This window comes from Pseudomonas syringae (assembly GCF_000737245.1).
Lineage (GTDB): Bacteria > Pseudomonadota > Gammaproteobacteria > Pseudomonadales > Pseudomonadaceae > Aquipseudomonas > Aquipseudomonas syringae_J.
In genome coordinates this window covers 1-20,780 of record NZ_JPQU01000055.1, presented here as the reverse complement: position 1 = coordinate 20,780, position 20,780 = coordinate 1, and the positions used below count along the sequence as shown (strand labels likewise).

The 20,780-nt window shown below is 58.1% G+C and carries 19 protein-coding genes and 1 tRNA gene; 8 read left to right on the top strand and 12 right to left on the bottom strand.

Annotated features, from left to right (window positions below; translation table 11 throughout):
* Nucleotides 1-63: 63 nt before the first annotated feature.
* From IV01_RS06965 to IV01_RS06980, 4 genes are all read right to left on the bottom strand, one after another.
* On the bottom strand, nt 64-747 hold the full coding sequence (locus IV01_RS06965; RefSeq protein ID WP_032630267.1) for an HD domain-containing protein: 684 nt from the start codon (nt 745-747) through the stop codon (nt 64-66).
* 187 nt (nt 748-934) lie between these two features.
* Complete coding sequence (locus IV01_RS06970; protein WP_032630265.1) at nt 935-1,720, bottom strand: sulfite exporter TauE/SafE family protein; 786 nt, start codon at nt 1,718-1,720, stop codon at nt 935-937.
* A gap of 315 nt (nt 1,721-2,035) precedes the next feature.
* The gene (locus tag IV01_RS06975; RefSeq protein WP_032630263.1) at nt 2,036-3,310 is read right to left on the bottom strand and encodes a glucarate dehydratase family protein; all 1,275 of its coding nucleotides are present in this window, start codon (nt 3,308-3,310) and stop codon (nt 2,036-2,038) included.
* Nucleotides 3,307-4,698, bottom strand: coding sequence for an MFS transporter (locus IV01_RS06980; protein ID WP_032630261.1), 1,392 nt, complete (start codon nt 4,696-4,698; stop codon nt 3,307-3,309). The genes IV01_RS06975 and IV01_RS06980 overlap by 4 nt, the downstream gene beginning before the upstream one ends.
* Before the next feature lie 106 nt (nt 4,699-4,804).
* Here IV01_RS06980 and IV01_RS06985 point away from each other — a divergent pair, with 106 nt between their 5' ends.
* The gene (locus IV01_RS06985) at nt 4,805-5,704 is read left to right on the top strand and encodes a LysR substrate-binding domain-containing protein (RefSeq protein ID WP_032630259.1); all 900 of its coding nucleotides are present in this window, start codon (nt 4,805-4,807) and stop codon (nt 5,702-5,704) included.
* A 141-nt stretch (nt 5,705-5,845) separates the two neighbouring features.
* Here the strand turns inward: IV01_RS06985 and IV01_RS06990 are convergent, their stop codons facing one another.
* Together IV01_RS06990 and IV01_RS06995 are read right to left on the bottom strand one after the other, a co-directional pair.
* Nucleotides 5,846-6,502 (bottom strand): hypothetical protein, encoded by a 657-nt coding sequence (locus IV01_RS06990; protein WP_032630257.1) that lies wholly within the window; start codon nt 6,500-6,502, stop codon nt 5,846-5,848.
* 160 nt (nt 6,503-6,662) lie between these two features.
* Nucleotides 6,663-7,883: an MFS transporter gene (locus IV01_RS06995; RefSeq protein ID WP_032630255.1), complete on the bottom strand. Its 1,221-nt coding sequence runs from the start codon at nt 7,881-7,883 to the stop codon at nt 6,663-6,665.
* Between the two features lie 74 nt (nt 7,884-7,957).
* Between IV01_RS06995 and IV01_RS07000 the strand changes: the two genes are divergently transcribed.
* Nucleotides 7,958-8,641 (top strand): ArsR/SmtB family transcription factor, encoded by a 684-nt coding sequence (locus tag IV01_RS07000; protein ID WP_032630253.1) that lies wholly within the window; start codon nt 7,958-7,960, stop codon nt 8,639-8,641.
* 144 nt (nt 8,642-8,785) lie between these two features.
* On the opposite strand, the gene IV01_RS07005 is transcribed toward IV01_RS07000, so the two are convergent.
* The 3 genes from IV01_RS07005 to IV01_RS07015 form a co-directional block, all read right to left on the bottom strand.
* Nucleotides 8,786-10,714, bottom strand: coding sequence for an isoleucyl-tRNA synthetase (locus IV01_RS07005; RefSeq protein ID WP_032630252.1), 1,929 nt, complete (start codon nt 10,712-10,714; stop codon nt 8,786-8,788).
* A gap of 227 nt (nt 10,715-10,941) precedes the next feature.
* Nucleotides 10,942-11,376 carry a GNAT family N-acetyltransferase gene (locus IV01_RS07010; RefSeq protein WP_032630251.1) on the bottom strand — a complete coding sequence of 145 codons (435 nt, stop codon included), beginning with the start codon at nt 11,374-11,376 and terminating at the stop codon, nt 10,942-10,944.
* 38 nt (nt 11,377-11,414) lie between these two features.
* On the bottom strand, nt 11,415-12,329 hold the full coding sequence (locus tag IV01_RS07015; protein ID WP_032630249.1) for a LysR family transcriptional regulator: 915 nt from the start codon (nt 12,327-12,329) through the stop codon (nt 11,415-11,417).
* Nucleotides 12,330-12,456: 127 nt separating this feature from the next.
* Here IV01_RS07015 and IV01_RS07020 point away from each other — a divergent pair, with 127 nt between their 5' ends.
* On the top strand, nt 12,457-13,464 hold the full coding sequence (locus tag IV01_RS07020) for a zinc-binding alcohol dehydrogenase family protein (RefSeq protein WP_032630248.1): 1,008 nt from the start codon (nt 12,457-12,459) through the stop codon (nt 13,462-13,464).
* Between the two features lie 219 nt (nt 13,465-13,683).
* On the opposite strand, the gene IV01_RS0125355 is transcribed toward IV01_RS07020, so the two are convergent.
* Nucleotides 13,684-14,070, bottom strand: coding sequence for an ester cyclase (locus tag IV01_RS0125355; RefSeq protein WP_032630247.1), 387 nt, complete (start codon nt 14,068-14,070; stop codon nt 13,684-13,686).
* Between the two features lie 146 nt (nt 14,071-14,216).
* Between IV01_RS0125355 and IV01_RS07025 the strand changes: the two genes are divergently transcribed.
* The 3 genes from IV01_RS07025 to IV01_RS07035 all read left to right on the top strand — a co-directional run bounded on the left by IV01_RS07025 (nt 14,217) and on the right by IV01_RS07035 (nt 15,705).
* Nucleotides 14,217-14,825, top strand: coding sequence for an RNA polymerase sigma factor (locus IV01_RS07025; protein WP_032630246.1), 609 nt, complete (start codon nt 14,217-14,219; stop codon nt 14,823-14,825).
* Entirely contained in the window at nt 14,819-15,055 is a 237-nt protein-coding gene (locus IV01_RS07030) for a hypothetical protein (protein WP_032630245.1), read from the top strand. The genes IV01_RS07025 and IV01_RS07030 overlap by 7 nt, the downstream gene beginning before the upstream one ends.
* Nucleotides 15,056-15,135: 80 nt before the next feature.
* The gene (locus IV01_RS07035; protein WP_032630244.1) at nt 15,136-15,705 is read left to right on the top strand and encodes a GNAT family N-acetyltransferase; all 570 of its coding nucleotides are present in this window, start codon (nt 15,136-15,138) and stop codon (nt 15,703-15,705) included.
* A gap of 138 nt (nt 15,706-15,843) precedes the next feature.
* Here IV01_RS07035 and IV01_RS0125350 read toward each other — a convergent pair whose 3' ends face one another.
* Nucleotides 15,844-16,182 carry a hypothetical protein gene (locus IV01_RS0125350; RefSeq protein ID WP_050507828.1) on the bottom strand — a complete coding sequence of 113 codons (339 nt, stop codon included), beginning with the start codon at nt 16,180-16,182 and terminating at the stop codon, nt 15,844-15,846.
* A gap of 432 nt (nt 16,183-16,614) precedes the next feature.
* Between IV01_RS0125350 and ycaC the strand changes: the two genes are divergently transcribed.
* Nucleotides 16,615-17,247, top strand: a complete 633-nt coding sequence (gene ycaC, locus IV01_RS07040; RefSeq protein ID WP_032630243.1) for an isochorismate family cysteine hydrolase YcaC — start codon at nt 16,615-16,617, stop codon at nt 17,245-17,247.
* Between the two features lie 215 nt (nt 17,248-17,462).
* Here the strand turns inward: ycaC and IV01_RS07045 are convergent.
* Nucleotides 17,463-17,539, bottom strand: a tRNA-Met gene (locus IV01_RS07045).
* Between the two features lie 350 nt (nt 17,540-17,889).
* On the opposite strand from IV01_RS07045, the gene IV01_RS07050 reads away from it, so the two are divergent.
* On the top strand, nt 17,890-20,013 hold the full coding sequence (locus IV01_RS07050) for a methyl-accepting chemotaxis protein (protein ID WP_418903547.1): 2,124 nt from the start codon (nt 17,890-17,892) through the stop codon (nt 20,011-20,013).
* Nucleotides 20,014-20,780 lie beyond the last annotated feature (767 nt).

Here is a 20,780-nt window from a genome sequence, read left to right as displayed (position 1 = left end):
AACATCGGAGAGTCGGTTATAGGTCAATTCTGTGATGTCTTTATGACATCGTAAGACTTGGCGTCAAATTTCCGATGAGTCGCCGGATCGCAAGAATTGCGCTGCACCCACTTCCTGCATCAGCTCATCCAGAAAGCGTTCCATGCGGGTACGTCTGACTTGCGCAAGACGGGCGCCTGTCTTGGTCTGGAAGCCATCAGCCAGTTGAAAGAGCTTGGTGTGGAAGTGATCCACCGCAAAGCGCTTGTCGTCGTAATTCCGGTTTGCCGCTAGTGGATCCTGGGGGTCATACAAGCCGCCGCCCATGCGCCCGGAGACGTAGAACATCCGCGCTACGCCAATCATGCCCAGTGCATCGAGGCGGTCGGCGTCCTGGAGGATTTGTGCTTCGAGTGTTTGAGGGGTAATCGCCGCCGAAAAACTGTGGGCCTCAACGGCATGGGCGACGGCCTCAATGCGCTCCTCACCCCAACCCATTTCCCTCAGCAACTCGGTGGCCTTGACCGCCGCCAGCCTCGAAGCGCGGGATCTGAAAGGGGAGTTTTTCTCAACGGATACACAGTCATGCAGCAGGGTCGCTGCGATCAGAATCTCTGGGTCGCCCCCTTCTTCATCGCGAATCGTGCAGACGTTATTCCACACCCGCAGCAAGTGAGAAACGTCATGGGAACCATCGATTTTTTCCGCCTCGGTGTGGGGGAGCAACAGGCTGGCGAGATCCTGGAAGGGGGCGAAGGCTATGGTCATGGGGGGCATCGGCTAGAAGGGCGATGAAGAGAGGATAGAACAAATCGCTACGGGACCTGTAGGAGCGCGCTTGCCCGCGATTGCGGTGGTTCAGCGGAAAAATACCGCCTGACCTTACGCAATCGTGGGCAAGCGCGCTCCTACACGGGCCGAGTCCGCCGCGCGATTAGCGCGTCGTTAGCCACGCTTAGAAAACCAGCTTATAGCCAATAAACGCCAGCATGATTGCCAGGCATGGCCGCAGCACTTCATCAGAGATCCGGCCGGACAAGTGGCTGCCTAGATAAATGCCAGGCAATGAGCCCAACAGGAGGAAACCAAGGATGCCCCAGTCCATGTTGCCCATGCCAGCATGGCCGAGGCCGGCAACCAGGGTGAGAGGCACGGCGTGGGCGATTTCTGTGCCAACCAGGCGGCGTGTGGCCAGGAAAGGGTAGAGGATGAACAACGCCACTGTGCCCAAAGCACCGGCACCGATGGAGGTCAGCGCAACCATGGTGCCCAGGATCAGGCCAGTGAAGACGGTCAGGGCGTTCAGGCTCGGGCCACTGGGGTTGTAATTGCCACCGGCGCGGTTGTGGGCGAATTGCAGCAGGCGCTTCTTGAAGAACACCGCCAGGGCGGTCAGCAGCAGGACGACGCCCAAGGCTTGCTTGATCACCGCATTCATCGCGTCAGGCGAGGCGTGCAAGGTGCTGAGGAACCACAAAGTCAGCAACACGGCGGGGACACTGCCCAACGTCAGCCAGCCAGTGATCTTCCAGTCAATGTTGTCGTTTCTTTTATGGACCCAGACGCCACCGGATTTGGTGATCGCGGCATAAAGCAGATCGGTGCCCACCGCAGTGGCCGGGTTGACGCCAAACCACAACAGGATCGGCGTCATCAAAGAGCCGCCCCCGACGCCCGTCATTCCGACAATGAAGCCCACCACCAGACCTGCGACAACTAACCCCAAACCACCAAAATCCATTACTGCTTCCCACACCCAAAGGGCGACTGTCAGAAAAAACTGGCGGCAGCATAACGACGTTTTTAATAACGCTTTATATCGATGCGATCTATCGTTAGATCTTTATCGATACGGGCCAGAGCAACGCTCTCGCAGCAAATATCAGACCCGTAGGAGCGCGCTTGCCCGCGATGCGGTGTGTCAGCGAAATATGTGTTGCCTGACCTGACGCCATCGCGGGCAAGCGCTCCTACAGTTGGGGTTCACTTCAAACCAAAAAAAGCCCGGCACAGGGGGTGTGTCGGGCCAAAGGTATGTCCGTTAAATCAGTGTTGATCAGAACCGCGGTTTAACCGCCTTCCAGTCCGGCTTGTAACGCTGCATCTGCTTAACATCATCGCGCTGGCGGATGCCGCAGGTCAGGTATTGATCATGCAGCTTGCCCAGTTGATCCTGATCCAGCTCAAGCCCCAGCCCTGGGGCGCGGGTGATTTTCACGCAGCCGTCGACGATGGGCAGCTTGCCGCCCTTGATGACTTCCTCGTCCGGCTCCTGCCACGGGTAATGCGTGTCGCAGGCGTAATCCAGGTTAGGCACCGACGCGGCTACGTGGGCCATGGCCATCAGGCTGATGCCCAGGTGCGAGTTGGAGTGCATTGAAACCCCAAGGCCAAAGGTGTCGCACATTTTCGCCAGCGTCTGGGTGTCACGCAGACCGCCCCAGTAATGGTGGTCGGCAAGCACGATCTGCACGCTATTGAGCGCGACGCTACGGCGGAACTCGTCGAAATCGGTAACAACCATATTGGTCGCCAATGGCAGTCCGGTGCGCTTGTGCAGCTCGGACATGCCGTCCAGGCCAGGCGTCGGGTCTTCGTAATATTGCAGATCGTCACCCAGCAGCTCGGCCATGCGGATCGAGGTTTCCAGCGACCAGTTGCCGTTCGGATCGATCCGCAGCGGGTAACCGGGGAAGGCCTTTTTCAGCGCCTTGATGCATGACACTTCATGCTCCGGCGGCAAGGTACCGGCTTTGAGTTTGATGCTCTTGAAACCGTATTCCTCGATCATCCGTCGCGCCTGGGCAACGATCTGCTCTTCGTTAAGCGCTTCGCCCCAGCTATCTGGCTTGTAAGGTGAGTCCACATGCTGTGCGTATTTGAAAAACAGATAGGCACTGAAGGGGATCTCATCGCGAATTGCACCGCCCAGCAGATCCACCAATGGCACGTTCAGGTAGTGCGCCTGCAAGTCCAGAAATGCCACTTCGAATGCCGAATACGCATTGCTCACCGCTTTGCTGGCGTGGGAGCCAGGGGCCAGTTCTGCACCGGCAATGCTCGCCGGTTTGTTGGCCGCCACAGTCGCTTGGACGATGGCACGTAGCTGGTTGAGGTTGAAAGGATCAAGGCCGATCAACTGGCTCTGCAATTGTTGCTGAATCGCTAGCGCCGGAGCATCGCCATAACTTTCGCCCAGGCCGATGTAACCGTTGTCGCTTTCAATCTCGATAATCGAACGCAGGGCGAAGGGCTCATGGATGCCGCTGGCGTTGAGCAGGGGCGGGTCGCGAAAGGCGATGGGCGTCACTGTTACACGTTTGATTTTCAAGAGGCTGCTCCCGATGGCTCAGTGTCCAGGACCTGAGGCTTATTCATGTTTTTTTTTGCGTCGGCTGGCGTGCCAGTCAGTACGCTGGGCGTGTCGCCGCGAGGCGTGGTACGGGCGAAGAAGATCACCACCGCAGCCACCAGTGAGGTAATTGCCAGGCCGTACAAGCCGCCTTCGATCGAGCCGGTGGTCTGCTCAAGGAAGCCAAACGCGGTGGGTGCCACGAAGCCGCCGAGGTTGCCGATGGAATTGATCAGAGCGATGACTGCCGCTGCGATACGTGCATCCAGATAACCCTGTGGGATCGGCCAGAACAAAGCCGAGGCGGCTTTGAAACCAATGGCCGCGAAGCAGATGGCGACGAATGCAAACACCGGCCCGCCCGTGGTGGACATGAACATGCCGAACGAAGCGATCACCAGAGTCACAGCCACCCAGGCCTGCTGGAATTTCCACTTACCGGCCATGGCCGCAAAGCAATACATGGCGATGATCGAAATGATCCACGGGATCGAGTTGAACAGGCCGACCTGGAAGTCACCCATGTTGCCCATCTTCTTGATCATGCTCGGCAGCCAGAAGGTGGCACCGTAGATGGTCAGGGCGATGGAGAAGTAGATGAAGCAGAACAGCGCAATCTGTTTGTCGGCCAGCAGCTTGAACATCGACGGCTTGATGGTCTGCGTGGCTTCCCGAGCTCGCTGCTCTTCGGCGATGGCGCTGATCAGGGCGTCTTTTTCTTCATTGCTCAGCCATTTCGCTTCGCTGGGGTGCGATTGCAGCCAGAACCAGACGAAACCGCAGAGCACCACCGAAGCGAAACCTTCGATCAGGAACATCCACTGCCAGCCATGCATGCCCAGGCCGCTGACGTTCAGCAGCGCCCCGGAGACCGGCCCGGAAATCACCGATGCAATGGCCGAGCCGCTAAGAAAAATTGCCATGGCCTTGCCGCGATCTGCGCCAGGCAGCCATTGGGTGAAGTAATAAATGATGCCAGGGAAGAAGCCCGCTTCGGCGGCGCCGAGGATGAAGCGCAGTACATAGAAGCTGGTTTCGCCTTTGACGAACGCCATGGCCATGGCCGCTGCGCCCCAGGTGAACATGATGCGCGTCAGCCAGGCCCGAGCCCCGTAGCGTTGCAGCAGCATATTGGAAGGCACTTCGAAGATCGCATAACCGACGAAGAATAGACCTGCACCCAGCCCGTAAGCGGCGGCACCAATGCCTAGGTCGGTTTCCAGATGGCTGCGCACGAAGCCGATGTTCACCCGGTCAATGTAATTGACGATGAACATGATGACGAAAAGAGGTAATACGTGGCGCTTGACCTTGGCAGCTGCCCGGTCAAGCACAGAAATGTCCGTTGGACTTTGGACTTTGTTCACTGGGCGACTCCCGATCATTATTTTTTTGGGGACGTGCCGATCATGGACTCAGTCTTTGTTCCGGTCTAATCTAGTTTGACACTTGATTGATACCTGGAATGAATCAATGTTCGAGCTTGCCCAGTTGCGCTGCTTCACCACCGTCGCCACCGAACTCAACTTCCGCCGAGCCGCGGAACGCCTGAATATGACCCAGCCGCCCTTGAGTCGGCAGATCCAGTTACTTGAGCATCATCTGGGTGTGGCGCTGTTCACCCGCAGTACTCGCAGCGTGGCGCTGACGGCGGTGGGCAGGGCGTTTTTCGTTGAAGCGCAGAATTTGCTGGAGCGCGCCCAACAAGCGGCGGCATCAGCCAAACGTTTTGCCGAAGGCGATATCGGCTCGGTGACCATCAGCTTTGTGGGCAGCGCGGTGTATGAGTTTCTGCCTAAAGTCATCGCCGAGGCACGCCTCAAACAGCCCCAGGTGAAAATCTCGCTGGAGGAGATGAATACCTATCAACAGCACGAAGCCATGCGTGCCCGGCGTATTGATCTGGGCATCGTTCGCTCCCCCTTGCTGCAACCAGGCTTTGCCACTGAATGCCTGGTGCGCGAACCTTTCGTGCTCGCGGTCCCCAGCAATCACCCGCTGGCGACGGCCGACAGCGTGGCAGTCAGCGATCTGGATGGCGAACCGTTCCTGATGTATTCCCACGCGGCTTACCCGCCATTCAACGAATTGCTGATGGGCATGTTCCGCTCGGCCCGGGTGGCGCCTGATTATGTGCAATGGCTAGGCTCGTCGCTGACGATTCTGGCGCTGGTCAACGCCGGTATGGGCCTGGCGCTGGTACCGCGCTGTGCCGCCAACGTGGTGTTCAAGGGCGTGACCTTCCGCGACATCGATCTGGGGGAGGGTGTGCAAAGCGAACTGCATTTGATCTGGCGTTCAGACAACGACAATCCGGCGTTCAGCATGTTGCTGGATGCGATACGCGGGGCGGTGGCGGTGTCGATGCTGTAAGGCGTGAAACACAGAACACCTGTGGGAATTTATTCGCGAAAGCAGTGTGTCAGCCAAAGAAGATGTTGAGGCTACTGACGTCTTCGCGAATGAATTCGCTCCCACAGGAAATCGTCATTCATCAAGTGAGGTGTAGTGCAATCAATTCACCGCCACCTGCCCCGAAACCACCAGCGCCTTGAGCGAGGCATCGAACTGTTTCAGTGCGTTCACTTGCAGTTCGCGTTGCTGGTCGATCTGCGCGGCGATCTCTGCGGCGGCTTTGTCATGCACCCAAACCGCAGACAGTTGTTTGCCGCCGCTGCCCTCGGCCTTGCCGATGTATTGCAGATTCGAGTCATAGAATTTGGCGATAAACCGCGCTTCGACCTGGGTATTACGTTGGGTCAGCAAACGGTTGTAGGTGTCCAGCATCACCACCACGTCAGGACCGGCCTTCATCAGGGCATCGAGATTGTCGTAGACGGTCACCGAAGCGAATTGTTTGTGCAGAGAGTTCTTGAGCCAGTCGATGGCCAGCTTCGGGTCGGAACTGTTGACGAACGCCTCGCGGATGCGCGCATCCAGGTTCGCATTCTTCGCGCCGTTCAAGGCCATTGAATGATATTGCTCAAGGTATTCAAGGGTGCTCACGGTGTTTTCGCTATACAGCACGCCAACGGACTGACCCTGCTGTAAACCGGTCGCGCTGTTGGCGACAGGCAGGAAGTGGCAAGTTGTGTCTTCGGTTGCGAAGGCAGGCGCGATGGCGCTGCTTGTCAATACGGCGACAAGGGTCAGCAGGGTTGAAATTCTCATCGCGTATTCCTCACAAGCGGTTTCGGTATGTGGCTATCCTCCTCCTTTGCCAAAAAAACAGAACTTGTGAATTTCGATGGTGACTATCGATTGAACGAATGATGGCCGGATACCCCTGAACCGCTATCGCTGCCTCGCGGTGCTCGTGAGCTCACGAAAATCATTCCAATTCAGAAGTCCGCATTCTTCCCACCAACATCACAACAATCGCCAGTCCTTGAATCAGCGCAGCCAGTGTGAAAATCGCTATCCCCCCGCTGAACGACTTCACCACCCCAAAAACAGCCGGTGCAAATGCATAGCAGCCTTGCGCCGTGGCGACGATCAGCGCCACCACCCGTTGGGTTTGCTGGCGAGGGAATTCTGCTTGAGCGATCAGTGGCGGCAACGAGGTCGCGTTGCCGATACCTGCGCCAAACAGCATCACTCCCAGCCACACCAGCCCCGGCCACTGGCCAACGCCCAGCATCACCAGGCAGCCCAGCAGCTGCACGCCGTAACTCAGGCACGCCACGTGGCGCCGGTTTGCGTTAACCGGCATCAGAGCGCCAACCAGGGTTCGCCCGACGATGGCGCTGGCCGTTGCCAGACCCATCGCCAGACCCGCTTGTGATTCAGTGAGGTGCTGCACGATCAACAGAAACAGATGGGTAATCAAACCGATCTGGGCAAACAGGCCCAGTGACATTCCGGCTGCCAAGGTTATGAATTGACGATTGCGCCAGAGAGCAGTCGAAGGGGCAGCAGTCGCGATAATAGTCTCGGCGGGCGGCTGATTGGCGCCATCTGGGTATTGCCCAAGGTGCTCCGGACGCAAGGCGAAGACCTTGAACGACAGCACCGCGATCACGCCGACCGACACGCCACCCACCAGCAGTGCTGCATGAGCAAAACCAAACTGATTGATCAAGTAAACCCAGGCCGATGAAAAAATCACCCCACCAATGCTGGCACCGTTATAAGCCATGGCCAGTGCGGCGGGGCGCTTACTGACGAACCATGGTGCGATGGCCGCATTGACCGCTGCCGCACCCAGGGTCACCCAGCCTAAACCACTGAGCATGGCGGCTATAAATAGCTGATAAGGCTGATCAGCCACCGCCCAGCCGTACACACCGAACGTGAGGACTGTCGCCCCCGCCAAGGTGACGCGGCTCAGCCCGAAGCGCTTATAGAGTCGCGGCAAGTTGACGATGACCATAGTGCCCGCCAGAAAGTGCAGGGTCACGGCTGCCGAGCACAGCGATACGGACCAGCCGGTACGCTGCAGAACCCCATAGAGGAAAATCGGTGGGCCGTAAAAGCCGATTCCCCAACCAAAAACCGCCATCACAAAAGTCGCCGCCACAACTTTTTGGCCGAAGAAACCCGCTTGCTTCATGACTCATTCCCTTAATGTGCGTTGAGCTTCAGTATGATGGCCCTCCAACACGACGCTTCAGGGATGGCTGAACTATGGATGTCGAATGTGCCGAGGTTTCCCTCGCCGAGGTCGCCGGTGCTATCGCTGATCCGGCGCGTTCACGCATGTTGTGCAGCTTGCTTGATGGTCGCGCACGCACCGCTACCGAACTGGCCGCAGTGGCCGATGTCACGGCATCCATGGCCAGCAACCATTTTTCCCGGCTGCGCGAACACGGGCTGGTTGAGCAACTGGTGCAGGGTCGGCATCGATATTATCGGCTGGCCAATGGCCGAGTAGCGCGAGCACTGGAGTCGCTGCTCTCGATCTCGGATCGACGCCTGGCACCGTTTCAGCCCAGCACACCGAGCGCGCTCAGGCATGCCAGGACCTGTTACGACCATTGCGCAGGTGAGATCGCGGTCAGGCTTCACGATGTGTTGTTGGCGGCAGGCTGGATTCAGCAGCAGGGCAGCGATTACGCGATCACCGAAACAGGCGTGCAATCCATGGTTCAACTGGGGGTGGAGGTTGACACCCTCAGAGCGCAACGCAGACGTCTGGCTTACCCATGCATGGACTGGAGCGAGCGGTCGCCGCATATCGGTGGTGCGTTGGGTGCCGCCCTGCTGGAGTTGATGCTCGGTCGCGGTTGGGTGACCCGGCAGCTCGACTCCAGAGCCTTGACCGTGACGCCCAAAGGTCGCGCCGCGCTGACCAAGGCATTCAGCCTGTAGCGCTTCCCGTGGGACCGGCTTTAGCCGGGAAGGCGGCAGTTCTGCAGATAGAGATGCAGTGGATATGTCGGCCTCTTCCCGGCTAAAGCCGGTCCCACGAGCCCCCCCACGAGCCGGTGCAACAAGCAGATCCCACAAGCCGCCCTACGCCGCAGGATCCGGCTCAACAAATCGTGTCGGCTCGCGTCCGTTGGCGTTTAGCTGGTAAATCTCGGTGGGCTGGCCATTACTGTCGAAAAAAACCTGGCCCACGCCCGCAGAGTTCCAGAGCCGTTCACCTGCTTTGCTGTGCTCCGGAATACGCGGCACAACGCGCATCAAGCGGCGCTTGGTAAACCAGTTGAGGGGTGAGCGGGGCGAATACAGCCAGCGGTTGAGACGGTCAAACCAGTCCAGCAAGCGCTGGGGAAACTCGTTTTTCAGGCCGCTGCTGGTGATCTGCCAGATGTGCGGGTTATCGCCCCGGTTGCGGATCAGGATCTTGTAGACAAACGAGTAGTGCACATCGCCCGACAGGATCACGTAATTACCCGGCGTACGTGAATGGCGAAAGATGTTGAGGATCACTTGCGCCGCGCCCCTGTGAGCCATCCAGTTTTCGGCGTCCACCAGCAATGGGTGGCCGCACCAGCTGAATATTTTTTGCACGGTTTCGATCAGCTTCACGCCGAATACCGGGGCGGGTGACACGATGATCGCTGAAGGATGATCCAATAGATCGTGTTGCAATTCGCTGAGCGCTTCCCAATCCAGCAGGCCCGATGGCTGATGCAGGTTGAACTCGCTGCGCCAGCGACGGGTGCGGGTGTCGAGCACCACCAGTGCCGGGGTGGTCGGCAACACGTAATGCCACTGCTGGAACTTCAGCAAGGTGTCGATCAGGCCATCCAGTGCTTCGCTTTGCAGATAGCCGTCAGTGGTTTGGCGGGTCAGCTGCTGCGTCTGCTCCAGCAAATCGGGAAAGGCATCGGGATTATTGCCCCAACCCTGACACAGCAGATAAGCCACCAGCGCGTTGCCGATGATGCGCTTGGAAAACGGGTGGCCGTAGGCGGTTTGCTCCCACTTGGCCGATAGGTTCCAGTCATCGGTCACGTCGTGATCGTCGAAGATCATCAGGCAGGGCAGGTGGGCGAAGACTCGTGCGACGCCCCCCAGCCCGGCAACGAATGCATCGATGAGGTGCTGTTCCTGCTGATAACGGGGCTGTTCGCCCGCTTCGAAAACCGGAGGCGTCGGCGCGATCAACGTCCATGGCACCGGTGACCAGACCAGCAAATACATGGCGATCACTTCCGCCAGAGTTACCAGGTGGTTATCCGCGCTGTTGCTGGTGAAGATCGGCTTGCGCGTGCCCCCGAAAAACCGCTCACGCAGGGTTTCGTTGCTTTTCAGTGCCGGTAACAGGTCGGCGCGGTTGTAGTAGCTGGCGGGGTGATCGTAGAGGGCTGCGCTGTCGCCGACCACGGCACCGTCCAGTCGCTCATGGAAAAGCCCAAGGCGTTCAATCAGCGCATGAATGGCCCGCAACATCGGCCCGGCCACATCGTCGGCATAGACCTGATCGCCGCTCATCATCAGCAAAGCCGGGCGCTGCTCTGGGGCAGGGTTGCCCGCGAGCAGGCGGTCCGCGCACAGCAAACCGTCTTCGGCGGGATGATGGGGTTTACGGCATGAGCCGTGGAGCAACTGGTCGATGGTGCTGCGCAGTACGAAATCCGGTAATTGCCGGTCGGCGTAGAGCAAATGCGCTGCCCAGTCAGCGATGCCCTGCTGGCCGTCGATCAGCAGGTCATAGGCAACGGGGGTATCGCAAGGCAGGGCGTTATCGAGCGGCACGTCGATCAGGTGGATGAAGGCGTGACGACCCACCTCAACCACTTGGCATTGCTGTCCATCCAGCAGGATATCCCGGGAATCTGACTCGCCCGCGACGCTCAGGCGCAGCGTCAGCGCCAATGGTTTCGTCCCCGCCAGCCACAGCACCAGCCGGCCCGGTTCAAGGCGGCGCAGGATTGGACCGGCAAGGACCGGGGGCAGGTTTTCGGCTGACGGCGAGATGGGAAAAGACATCCGGCAAGTAACTCTGACAAGACAGCCGCAGATGGTAACGCATCTGTCTGACGTGGGGCTTTCAACCTGTCAGCGTCGCGCTGACGCGGTTTCACCTGTGGGAGCGAATTCATTCGCGAAAGCGTCGTTCCAGACACTGATGCATATCGGCTGGACGCCTCGCGAATGAACTCGCTCCCCAAGGTCCGAGGTCTCCAAAGGTTTGTGCCAGGGCTGAGAACCGCTTTTTACGCACCCTCATTCCCGACACGGGTAAACGAATACCGATCAGTATCATCGCGCAACTTCCAGCCTTGGCTCTGCCAATAGCGGGCTGCGGTGGTGTTGGTCTTGAACACGTCCAGGTGGCACTTGTGGATGCCGAGCGCTTCAAGACTTGAAACACAGCGTTCGACCAACGCATTGGCGATGCCCTGCCGCCGATACTCGGGCAACACCAGCAAGTGCTGCAGATAACCTCGGCGACCGTCATGCCCGGACATGATGCAGCCGCACAGCACGCCGTTGACCTCGGCAATGAAGCTCAGATCCGGGTTGCGTTGTAGATATCGCTCTGTCGAATCACGAGAGTCCGCATCGCGCAGAGAAATACCCGGTGTATCGCGCATGAGTTGCAGAACCGCATCGTAATCCGACAGGGTCATGACTCGGATATCCAACATGAAGGTGTTCCTCATTTGAGGTCAGCGAGGCCCGCAGGCTAGCAGGATCCCAGCAGCTTCGGCAGTTCGCTTTCCATCTCTGCGAACCGCTGGCGCAGCATGGAATGCAATTGCTGAGTGGGCGCCGAGAATTGTTTGCGGTGCGGGCAGACGAAGTTCAGGGGCAAGGGTTCGCCCGGATAATCCGGCAGCAGCAGTTCCAGGCGGCCAGCCTTGAGGTCGGCGCTGACATCGAGCCAGGATTTATAGGTAATCCCTTCTCCTGCGACTGCCCAGCGCCGGGCCACGTCGGCATCATCGCAAAACAGCGGGCCGGAGACGGTTATCGTCCGCGCGCCGATTTGCCATTTGTCATAGATCCGTCCACTCAGGGTGTAAAGCACGCAGTCATGTTGCTGCAGATCATCCGGCACCTGAGGCCGACCGTGGCTGGCCAGATAATCCGGCGATGCCACCAGCACCCGGCGATTCCAGGGGGCCAAGGGTAGGGCAATGTAGTTGGCGTCTTCGATCACGCCATAGCGGATGGCCACGTCTACAGGATCGCGAAACATATCGGCCACCTGATCAGACAAAAAGAATCGCAGGCTCAAGGCGGGATGCTCGCGACGAAAAGCCGATAGCCACGGTAGCAGCACGTTGCGGCCCAGATCGGAGGATGCCGCGACTTGCAGAGTGCCGCTGAGCTCGGCGTTTTCTCGTCTGAGCTTTTCCTGGCCATCCTTCAACGCATCGAGCACGGTTTGCGCGACAGGCAAATACTGTTGGCCCTCAGTGGTGAGGCGCAAGCTGCGAGTCGAGCGGGCAAACAGCCGACTATCCAGCTCGCGCTCGAGGCGCTGTATCGCTGCCGCCACTTGTCCCGGCAGCAGGTCAACTTCCCGGGCTGCGTTGGAAAAACTGCCCAGTGCGGCGGTCCGCACGAAAAGTTCGAGATCTCCCAGACGAATCATCTTCACTCCAGCTGTGAAAGTGTTGAGCTAGTTTAGGGGTTTTTCTTTGTTGTAGAGAAGGTGAGGATGGACGCCTGATTTTTAATCATTACGCTCTTTTTGATGAGTGCTTACGCGAGGAACCCACATGAAAGCCATCGCTTTTACCCAACACGGTTTGCCCATCGAAGATCCGAATGCCTTGATGGATATGGACCTGCCCAAGCCGACGCCCGGCCCGCGTGATTTGCTGGTGGAAGTACGGGCCGTTTCGGTCAATCCGGTGGACACCAAGATCCGCGCCGGTTCAGCAGCAACCGAGCCCAAGGTCGTCGGCTGGGATGCGGTGGGCGTCGTTCGTGAAGTGGGCGCCGATGTGACACTGTTTCAGCCGGGCGACGAAGTATTCTATGCCGGCTCCATCGTGCGTCCGGGCAGTTACAGCGAGTTTCACCTGGTAGACGAGCGCATCGTCGGTCATAAACCGAAGTCTCTGGATAACGCCCATGCGGCGGCGCTGCCTTTGACGTCGATTACCGCCTGGGAGCTGCTCTTTGATCGCCTTGGCGTGCCGGAAGGCGGCGGTGAAGGTGAGAGTCTTTTGGTTGTTGGCGCGGCGGGCGGCGTCGGTTCGATCCTTGTCCAGTTGGCTCGTCAGCTGACCAAAATGACCGTGATCGGTACCGCATCGCGTCCTGAGACCCAGGAATGGGTCAAGGAGCTGGGGGCTCATCACGTCATTGATCACAGCCAGCCTCTGGTGGCGCAACTGGAGCAGATCGGCGTCGGGCAAGTCACTCATGTTGCCAGCCTGACCCACACCGACAGCCACTTTGCACAGCTCATCGAAGCGCTGCGTCCCCAAGGCCGACTGGCGCTGATCGATGATCCAAAAAACCTCGACGTCATGCCCATGAAACGCAAGGCCTTGTCTCTGCACTGGGAACTGATGTTCACCCGCTCACTGTTCGAAACCCCGGACATGATCAAGCAACACGAACTGCTCAATCGGGTTGCATCGCTGATTGATGAAGGCGTTTTGAAGACCACACTGGGTGAGCACTTCGGCACCATCAACGCCGAAAACATGCGCCGCGCCCATGCCGTGATCGAAAGCGGCAAGGCGCGGGGCAAGATTGTGCTTGAGGGTTTTTGAGCCGTCCTGGATTGTAGGGGCTGCGTGCCCGCGCGATGCAGGCGCCTCGGTTTATCAGATACGCCGCGTTATCGTTCTTCGCGAGCAAGCTCGCTCCCACGGGGATCACCGTAACTGTGGGAGCGGTGCTTGCCCGCGATGCAGGCGTCTCGGTTTATCAGATACGCCGCGTTATCGTTCTTCGCAGCCTGCGGCAGCTCCTACATGGATTACGTCAAATCAAAGTTGAGATTCGATGGCCGCCTTGTCGATCACCGACCACACCTGCTCGATCTTGCCATCCTTGAACCGGTAGAAAACGTTTTCGGTAAATCGGACCTTTCTACCGTTCACCGGCAAGCCGAGAAAAATCCCCCCAGGCGTGCAATCAAATTCCAGACGGCTGGCGACAAGATCTGAATTGGCGACTAGCAGCTGGATACGGAACTGCAGGTCCGGAATCTGCCGGTAATCGTTTTCCAGCATCCCGCGATACCCCGACAGACCAATGCGCCGGTCATTGTAGTGAACCTCCTCATGGACGAATTCCCCGAGCTGCGCCCAGTTTTGCCCGTTCAGGCAGGCGATGTAGCCTCTGTACAGGGTGGGAAGGTCGATGCGGTTCATGTTGTGTCCCCAATTTGGCTTCAGTAGATTTTACAGAGAGCGATGTATGGGATCAGAGTCGCTTTTTGGGAAAAATCCTACATTCATGGATTCAGGCTTAGCGGTAATGTACCGCCCACTTTCGCGATCCATAGAGCGGTACGCACATGAATGACGATGCGCGACTTATTCAGCGACTTCTGGCTGGCGAGGCTCAGGCCTATACGCAACTTGTCGCGACCTATCAGAGCGCCATGCACATGGTTGCCTATGCCATTGTTGGTTCGGGCAGCTGTGACGATGTTGTGCAGGACGCCTGGCTTTCGGTTGTGCGCAATCTGTCGAGCTTTCAGGGTCGCTCCAGCCTCAAGACCTGGCTGCTGACGATCACGGCCAACCAGGCCAAAACCCGTTACAAGCAGAATCGCCGTGAACTTTCCCTTGAGGATTTGCCCGGCCCTCACGGCACTGTCGGTGACGAGCGCTTTTCGCCGGTCAGCGGCCATTGGTCGTCAGCGCCGGTAACCTGGCATCACGATACCCCTGAAGCGTTGCTGATTGAGAATGAGCTGCGCGAATGCCTCAATCACACCTTGCATGGTCTCTCGGAACTTCAAAGTAGTGTTCTGCTGCTTCGCGAGCGCCAGGGCCTGGAACTGGAGGAGATCTCCACGTTGCTGGAGATATCAATGACCAATGTACGGGTTCTCCTGCATCGGGCCCGTTTGAAGGTATTTGCGACCCTGGAGCATTTTGAGGAAACCGGAACATGCTGACCTGCAAGGAACAAGTCGCCCTCTCAAGTGATTTTCTTGATAAACAGCTGAATTTTCGGCAGCGGTCGATGATGTGGAATCATTTTATTTTTTGCGCCGATTGCCGACGCTTCATCGGGCAGATGCGCCTGACGCAGAAAACCCTGCACGCCATGCCGGAGGATGTCTTGCCGGACGCGGCCAGCCTGGGTGAGCGGCTAGCATCTGAATATCGCAAAGAAACAAAATAAGCACACCCTGAAATACCGGCTTGGCACATGGCCGCACAAGCCTGAAACTTGGTCCATCAAACCTATTTCAAGGCTGTCCCATGATCACTATTCGCCCCATGACTGCCGAAGACTTCAAGCGCTTCTGGCCGACCTTTCATGCGGTTGTCGCCGCGCGGGAGACGTACGCCTATGACCCGCAGATGACCCAGGAACAAGCCCTGCATCTCTGGCTGGAATACCCGGCGCACACCCTTATTGCGGAGGAAGACGGCGAGTTGCTCGGTAGTTATTACCTCAAAGCCAACGCCGCAGGGCCCGGCAGCCATGTTTGCAACTGCGGCTATATGGTCAGCGAAGCGGCGCGCGGGCGGGGTGTTGCGCGTTTAATGTGTGAGCATTCCCAGCGGCTGGCCCGGGACAGCGGGTTTCTGGCCATGCAGTTCAACTCGGTGGTGTCGACCAACGAAGCGGCGGTAGCGCTCTGGCAGAAGCTGGGCTTTGAAGTGGTCGGCCGTCTGCCGCGTGCTTACCAGCATGCGCGGTTGGGCTTGGTGGACTGCCTGGTGATGTACAAATGGCTGGCGGTGGAAGAGCGCGAAGCGCCCAAGCTGATCGGGCGCAAGAACATTGAGTCAGTTGTGTCCCGCCCGCGCAGGCCGAAGCCGTAAAATCCGTGTTGAAATACCTTCCCTTTGTAGGAGCGCGCTTGCCCGCGATAGCGTCCGATCAGGTATAGATTTTTCGCTCACACGACGCTATCGCGGGCAAGCTCCTACAGAAAATTACCGCAGTCACCAAGTTAGGATCTAAACCTCAGAACACGCCAACATCCCGATATCTTCGGCAACCGAACGGCTGATTACGGCATTTTCCGGCCAGTCATCAATCTGTTTTTCGAGGATTTCCAGGGTGTGACCGGCACCGATCATTCGGACCGTCCGCTTTTCGCAGTTGTAACTGCGCTTGGTATACAGCTCGCCTGTCAGCCCGATGCGTTTGGTGATGATCACGCGGTGAGTGGGCTTGCCGCTTTTATGCACCAGAACGTGTTTCGCGTTCGGATCGTTGGGAACGCGAATGGTGATTTCTTCCTGCGCAAACGCCGACATCGTTACCATCCCTAACAACAGCACTGTCCATTTCATTGGCTCTCCTTGCCGACGCTCCGGTCCATGCCAAGTTTTTTATCTGATGTTTGATCGGCGCTATGCCGACCCTTGGCTATCGGCTAATGCGCGGGGAGCTGAAAGGCGGGAAGGAGAAATCCGGCGAACGGTCGGGCGGTTGCAGGGAGACAAAAGCGGCCTGTGGGAGCGCGCTCGCCGCGATAAACGCTAACGCGGCGCCCCTGAAAAAACCGGATCCCTGTAGGCGCCGAGCTTGCTCGCGATGACGTCAGTTCAGGCGCAGAGAAAGTTGCAGGCACACATAGAGTCTCTCTCAGAAGCCGCATCCACTGTCCTGTCCTGGTTGACAGTTAAACCCGTTTCAGCCGATTTATCCCCTTCAAGTGGATCGTTAATCTAGCCCCAAGTTGAACGACAGCTTCTAAACCCACTTCGAAAAAGGATTCCACCATGACTAACGCCACCTACAACCGCCTGAACAAAGACGACGCCGTAGTCCTGATGATCGACCACCAGACAGGTCTGATTTCCCTGGTGCAAGACTTCAGCCCCAACGAGTTCAAGAACAACGTCCTGGCGCTGGCTGACGTGGCTAAATTTTTCGATCTACCGACCATCCTCACCACCAGTTTCGAACAAGGCCCGAATGGCCCGCTGGTTCCAGAGCTGAAAGAGATGTTCCCGGACGCGCCGTACATCGCCCGCCCCGGTCAGATCAACGCCTGGGACAACGAGGATTTCGTCAAAGCCATCAAGGCCACTGGCCGCAAGCAACTGATCATCGCCGGTGTGGTGACGGATGTGTGCGTAGCGTTCCCGACTTTGTCGGCGTTGGCTGAAGGGTTTGATGTGTTTGTGGTGACAGACTCGTCAGGTACGTTCAATACAGCTGTGCAACAGGCAGCCTGGAACCGCATGACCCAGGCTGGCGCGCAGATGATGAACTGGTTCTCGGTGGCCTGTGAACTGCAACGCGACTGGCGCAACGACATCGAAGGCCTGGGCAATCTATTGTCCCAGCGCATTCCGAACTATCGCAACCTGATGAACAGCTACTCGGCCCTGGCTGCACGCCAAGCCTGATCAGACTGACTGCCCGAAGCCCGCCTGCAGAGGCGGGCTTTTTGGCGTTCAGCAATCTATCCCTTCCGTTCAATTTCTCGCGAAGGATACAAGCCGGGATACACGGCGATGGGGTATACACGGATACAAGGCTATACAGCCAGAAACAAGAAAGCCCGCACTAGGCGGGCTTCTTGTTGCTTCACGAGCATCAAGGATGTCATGAAGCAGGTACTTGGTGGCTACACAGGGACTTGAACCCCGGACCCCAGCATTATGAATGCTATGCTCTAACCAACTGAGCTATGTAGCCAAGTGGCGCGCATTATTCGCGGATAAGGGATATGTGTCAACCCTTGTTCTGAAAAATTTCTGCGTGTGATCAATTGCTTAGGGTGGAGGTTGCGGTCGCACCAGCGTGGTGCGTTTGGTAGCAGTGTTCCACGATTAACCGTTACACCCATTTGTGTGGTTTCGCCCCACGTCAGGGCAGATTGACAGTTTTTTGATTTTTGCCCCTTATTCCAGAGCCTTTACAGAACGGTCCAAATATTGCTTGGTTGCGCGCAACGGCAGGATTCGAGGTGTGCTGCACGTCGGTTCGAAGCCAAAATGCTTGAATGGCTATTACCATTGAAACAATAACATGGCATTTTGCCGGTAATGATAGGAAAGACACCTGCTGCGGCTCTCTGCCAGCCTGCAGGATGTCCAGGGGAGTGGTCGGACATGTACAGTCTTTTATCGCCGGGTATGCGTCTGCTCAGCCGTTTCGGTTTTGCGCGCAAGTTTCAGGTGCTGTTTCTTCTGTTCATGCTGCCGCTAGTGGGCAGTCTGTGGATGATCGGGCAGGACTATCGCAGCAAGCTGGCTTTGATTTCGGGTGAGCGTGCCGGGGTACGTCAGTTAATGGCGCTTGATGTCCTCGATGGCGAACTTTCCCATCAGCGCGATAACGCGGCGCGCTGGAAAGCGTCCGATATTCTCAAGACCCCAACGCCAGCCGCCAAGGCCGCGATGGACGCGATGGATGCGGCCAATCCACGGATTGCTCAATCTCTGGAATCGCTGGGCGCCACCCTCAATAGCGAAAAAGCCAGCGCCGATACCCTCAAGCGTTATGAAACCCTGAAAGCATCTGTCACCGGCATGGATATCGCTTCGTTGCGCACCGTGGGCTGGTGGCCTGATGGCTACGATCGTTTCACTAATATCCTCGGTAATCTGCAAGCGCTACGTGAACAGATCGCCATGGACAGCGGTCTGATCCTCGATCCATGGCTGGAAACCTATTTGTTGATGCAGATTTCCACCCAGCAAATCCCGGATCTGATCGAGCGTATCGGCCGCATGGCCAGTGTCGGTCAGACGTCCGTGGTCACTGGGCAATTCAGCCTGCAAAGTCGCTTGCAGATGCGCGACCTGCGCAGCCGTATCGGCGACGCTCAGGATCAAATGCTCAAGGCCGGTGCATCCTTACAGGCCAAGCTGCCCTCAGAATTGAAGCCTTGGGCGCAAAGCTACGAGGCCAACATGCAACGCCTCGACACTGAGTTGAAGGTGCTCGATGACGGCGTGTTTGGCGGCAGCATCAAACTCGATGCTCCAGCATTTGAGCGCAGTGTCGACGCCTTGCTCACTGGTTTGGCGGAGCTGCGTAACCTGTCGTTGCTTTCGTTGGATACGCGTCTGGAGTATTACCACGACAAATCCAACATGCAGTTCATCCCCATCGGCATTTGTTTTGGGCTGCTGTTGCTGGCCGCCCTCTATCTGTTCGCCTGTCTGCAAGCATCGATCCGCCGCAGTGCCAGCGGTATCACCACGCTGGCCGAGTCCCTGCGGGACGGCAATCTTTGCGTTCAGGTCGCGGTGCATGGTCGCGACGAGCTAGCGATCATCAGTGCTGCGCTAAACGCTGCCGTGGTGCAGTTGCGCACCAGCCTGCTTGGGGTCAATCACGAAACCAAGCAACTGGGTAGCGCAGTGCTGACCCTCAATGCTCAGTCCAGCGGTACGCTGAACGAAGTTGAAGAGCAGCAGTACCAGATCAGTCAGATTGCGGCGGCGGCGACTCAATTGGCTGCCACTTCTCAAGGCGTGGCGAAAAGTTGTGAACAGGCGTCAGACAGCGCTCGCCAGACGCGCAAAATCGCCGAGGAAAGTAGCCGCGACAGCCAGCGCACGACTGACAGCATTCAGCAGCTCAACCAGCGGTTGACTGACACCGCTGCTGCGCTGGGCCGCGTCAGTGAGCAGGGGCAGCAGATTCAGTCGGTGGTGGACGCGATTCGCGGTATTGCCGAACAGACCAACCTGCTGGCGCTGAACGCAGCCATCGAGGCCGCACGCGCTGGCGAACAAGGCCGTGGTTTTGCGGTCGTGGCCGACGAGGTGCGCAGCCTCTCGCAGCGAACCCAGACGTCTACAGCCGAGATCGCGAGTACAGTCGACAGCTTGCGCTCCACGGTGAGCCAGGCAGTTGGCTTGATGGAATCGGCATGTGGGCAGGCGGTCAATGATGCCCAATCGGTCACTGATCTGGGTCTGCGACTGGTGGAAATCGCCAGCGCGGTTCAGGGCGTTACCGATACCCTGGTGCAGATATCCACAGCCGTGGAAGAACAAGCCAGTACAGCCGACGAAGTCAGCGGGAATATCCAGCAGGTCGACCAGGCCGCGGGACGTCTGCTTGACGGTGCCCGCGCGGTGAACCAGGCCGCCGACACCCTGAGCAAAGGCAGCCGTGCACTGAGCGACAACACAGCGCGCTTCCAGCTGGATTGATATCGCGCTGCGGTAGGTCAGCCGCACCGCGTCATCGTTCTTCGCGGGCAAGCCTCGCTCCAACAGGTGCCCGTATCTCCCTGTGGGAACGGTGCTTGCCCGCGATAAGGGCGGCGCTGTCTGGCAGGCAGACCGCGTCATCGTTCATCGCGAGCAAGCTCGGCTCCCACATGAGAACGAGAATTCCCGATCCACCGCGTTATCGTTCTTCGCGGGCAAGCCTCGCTCCAACAGGTGCCCGTATCTCCCTGTGGGAGCGGTGCTTGCCCGCGAGAAGGGCGGCGCGGTCTGGCAGGCAGACCGCGTCATCGTTCATCGCGAGCAAGCTCGGCTCCCACATGAGAACGAGAATTCCCGATTCACCGCGTTATCGTTCTTCGCGGGCAAGCCTCGCTCCAACAGGTGCCCGTATCTCCCTGTGGGAACGGTGCTTGCCCGCGATAAGGGCGGCGCTGTCTGGCAGGCAGACCGCGTTATCGTTTATCGCGAGCAAGCTCGGCTCCCACATTAGAACGAGAATTCCCGATCCACCGCGTCATCGTTCCTCGCGGGCAAGCCTCGCTCCAACAGGTGCCCGTATCTCCCTGTGGGAGCGGTGCTTGCCCGCGATAAGGGCGGCGCGGTCTGGCAGGCATACCGCGTCATCGTTTATCGCGAGCAAGCTCGGCTCCCACATGAGAACGAGAATTCCCGATCCACCGCGTTATCGTTCATCGCGGGCAAGCTGAACTGGTCAAGTAATCACGGACACCGGTTACGGTTTATGC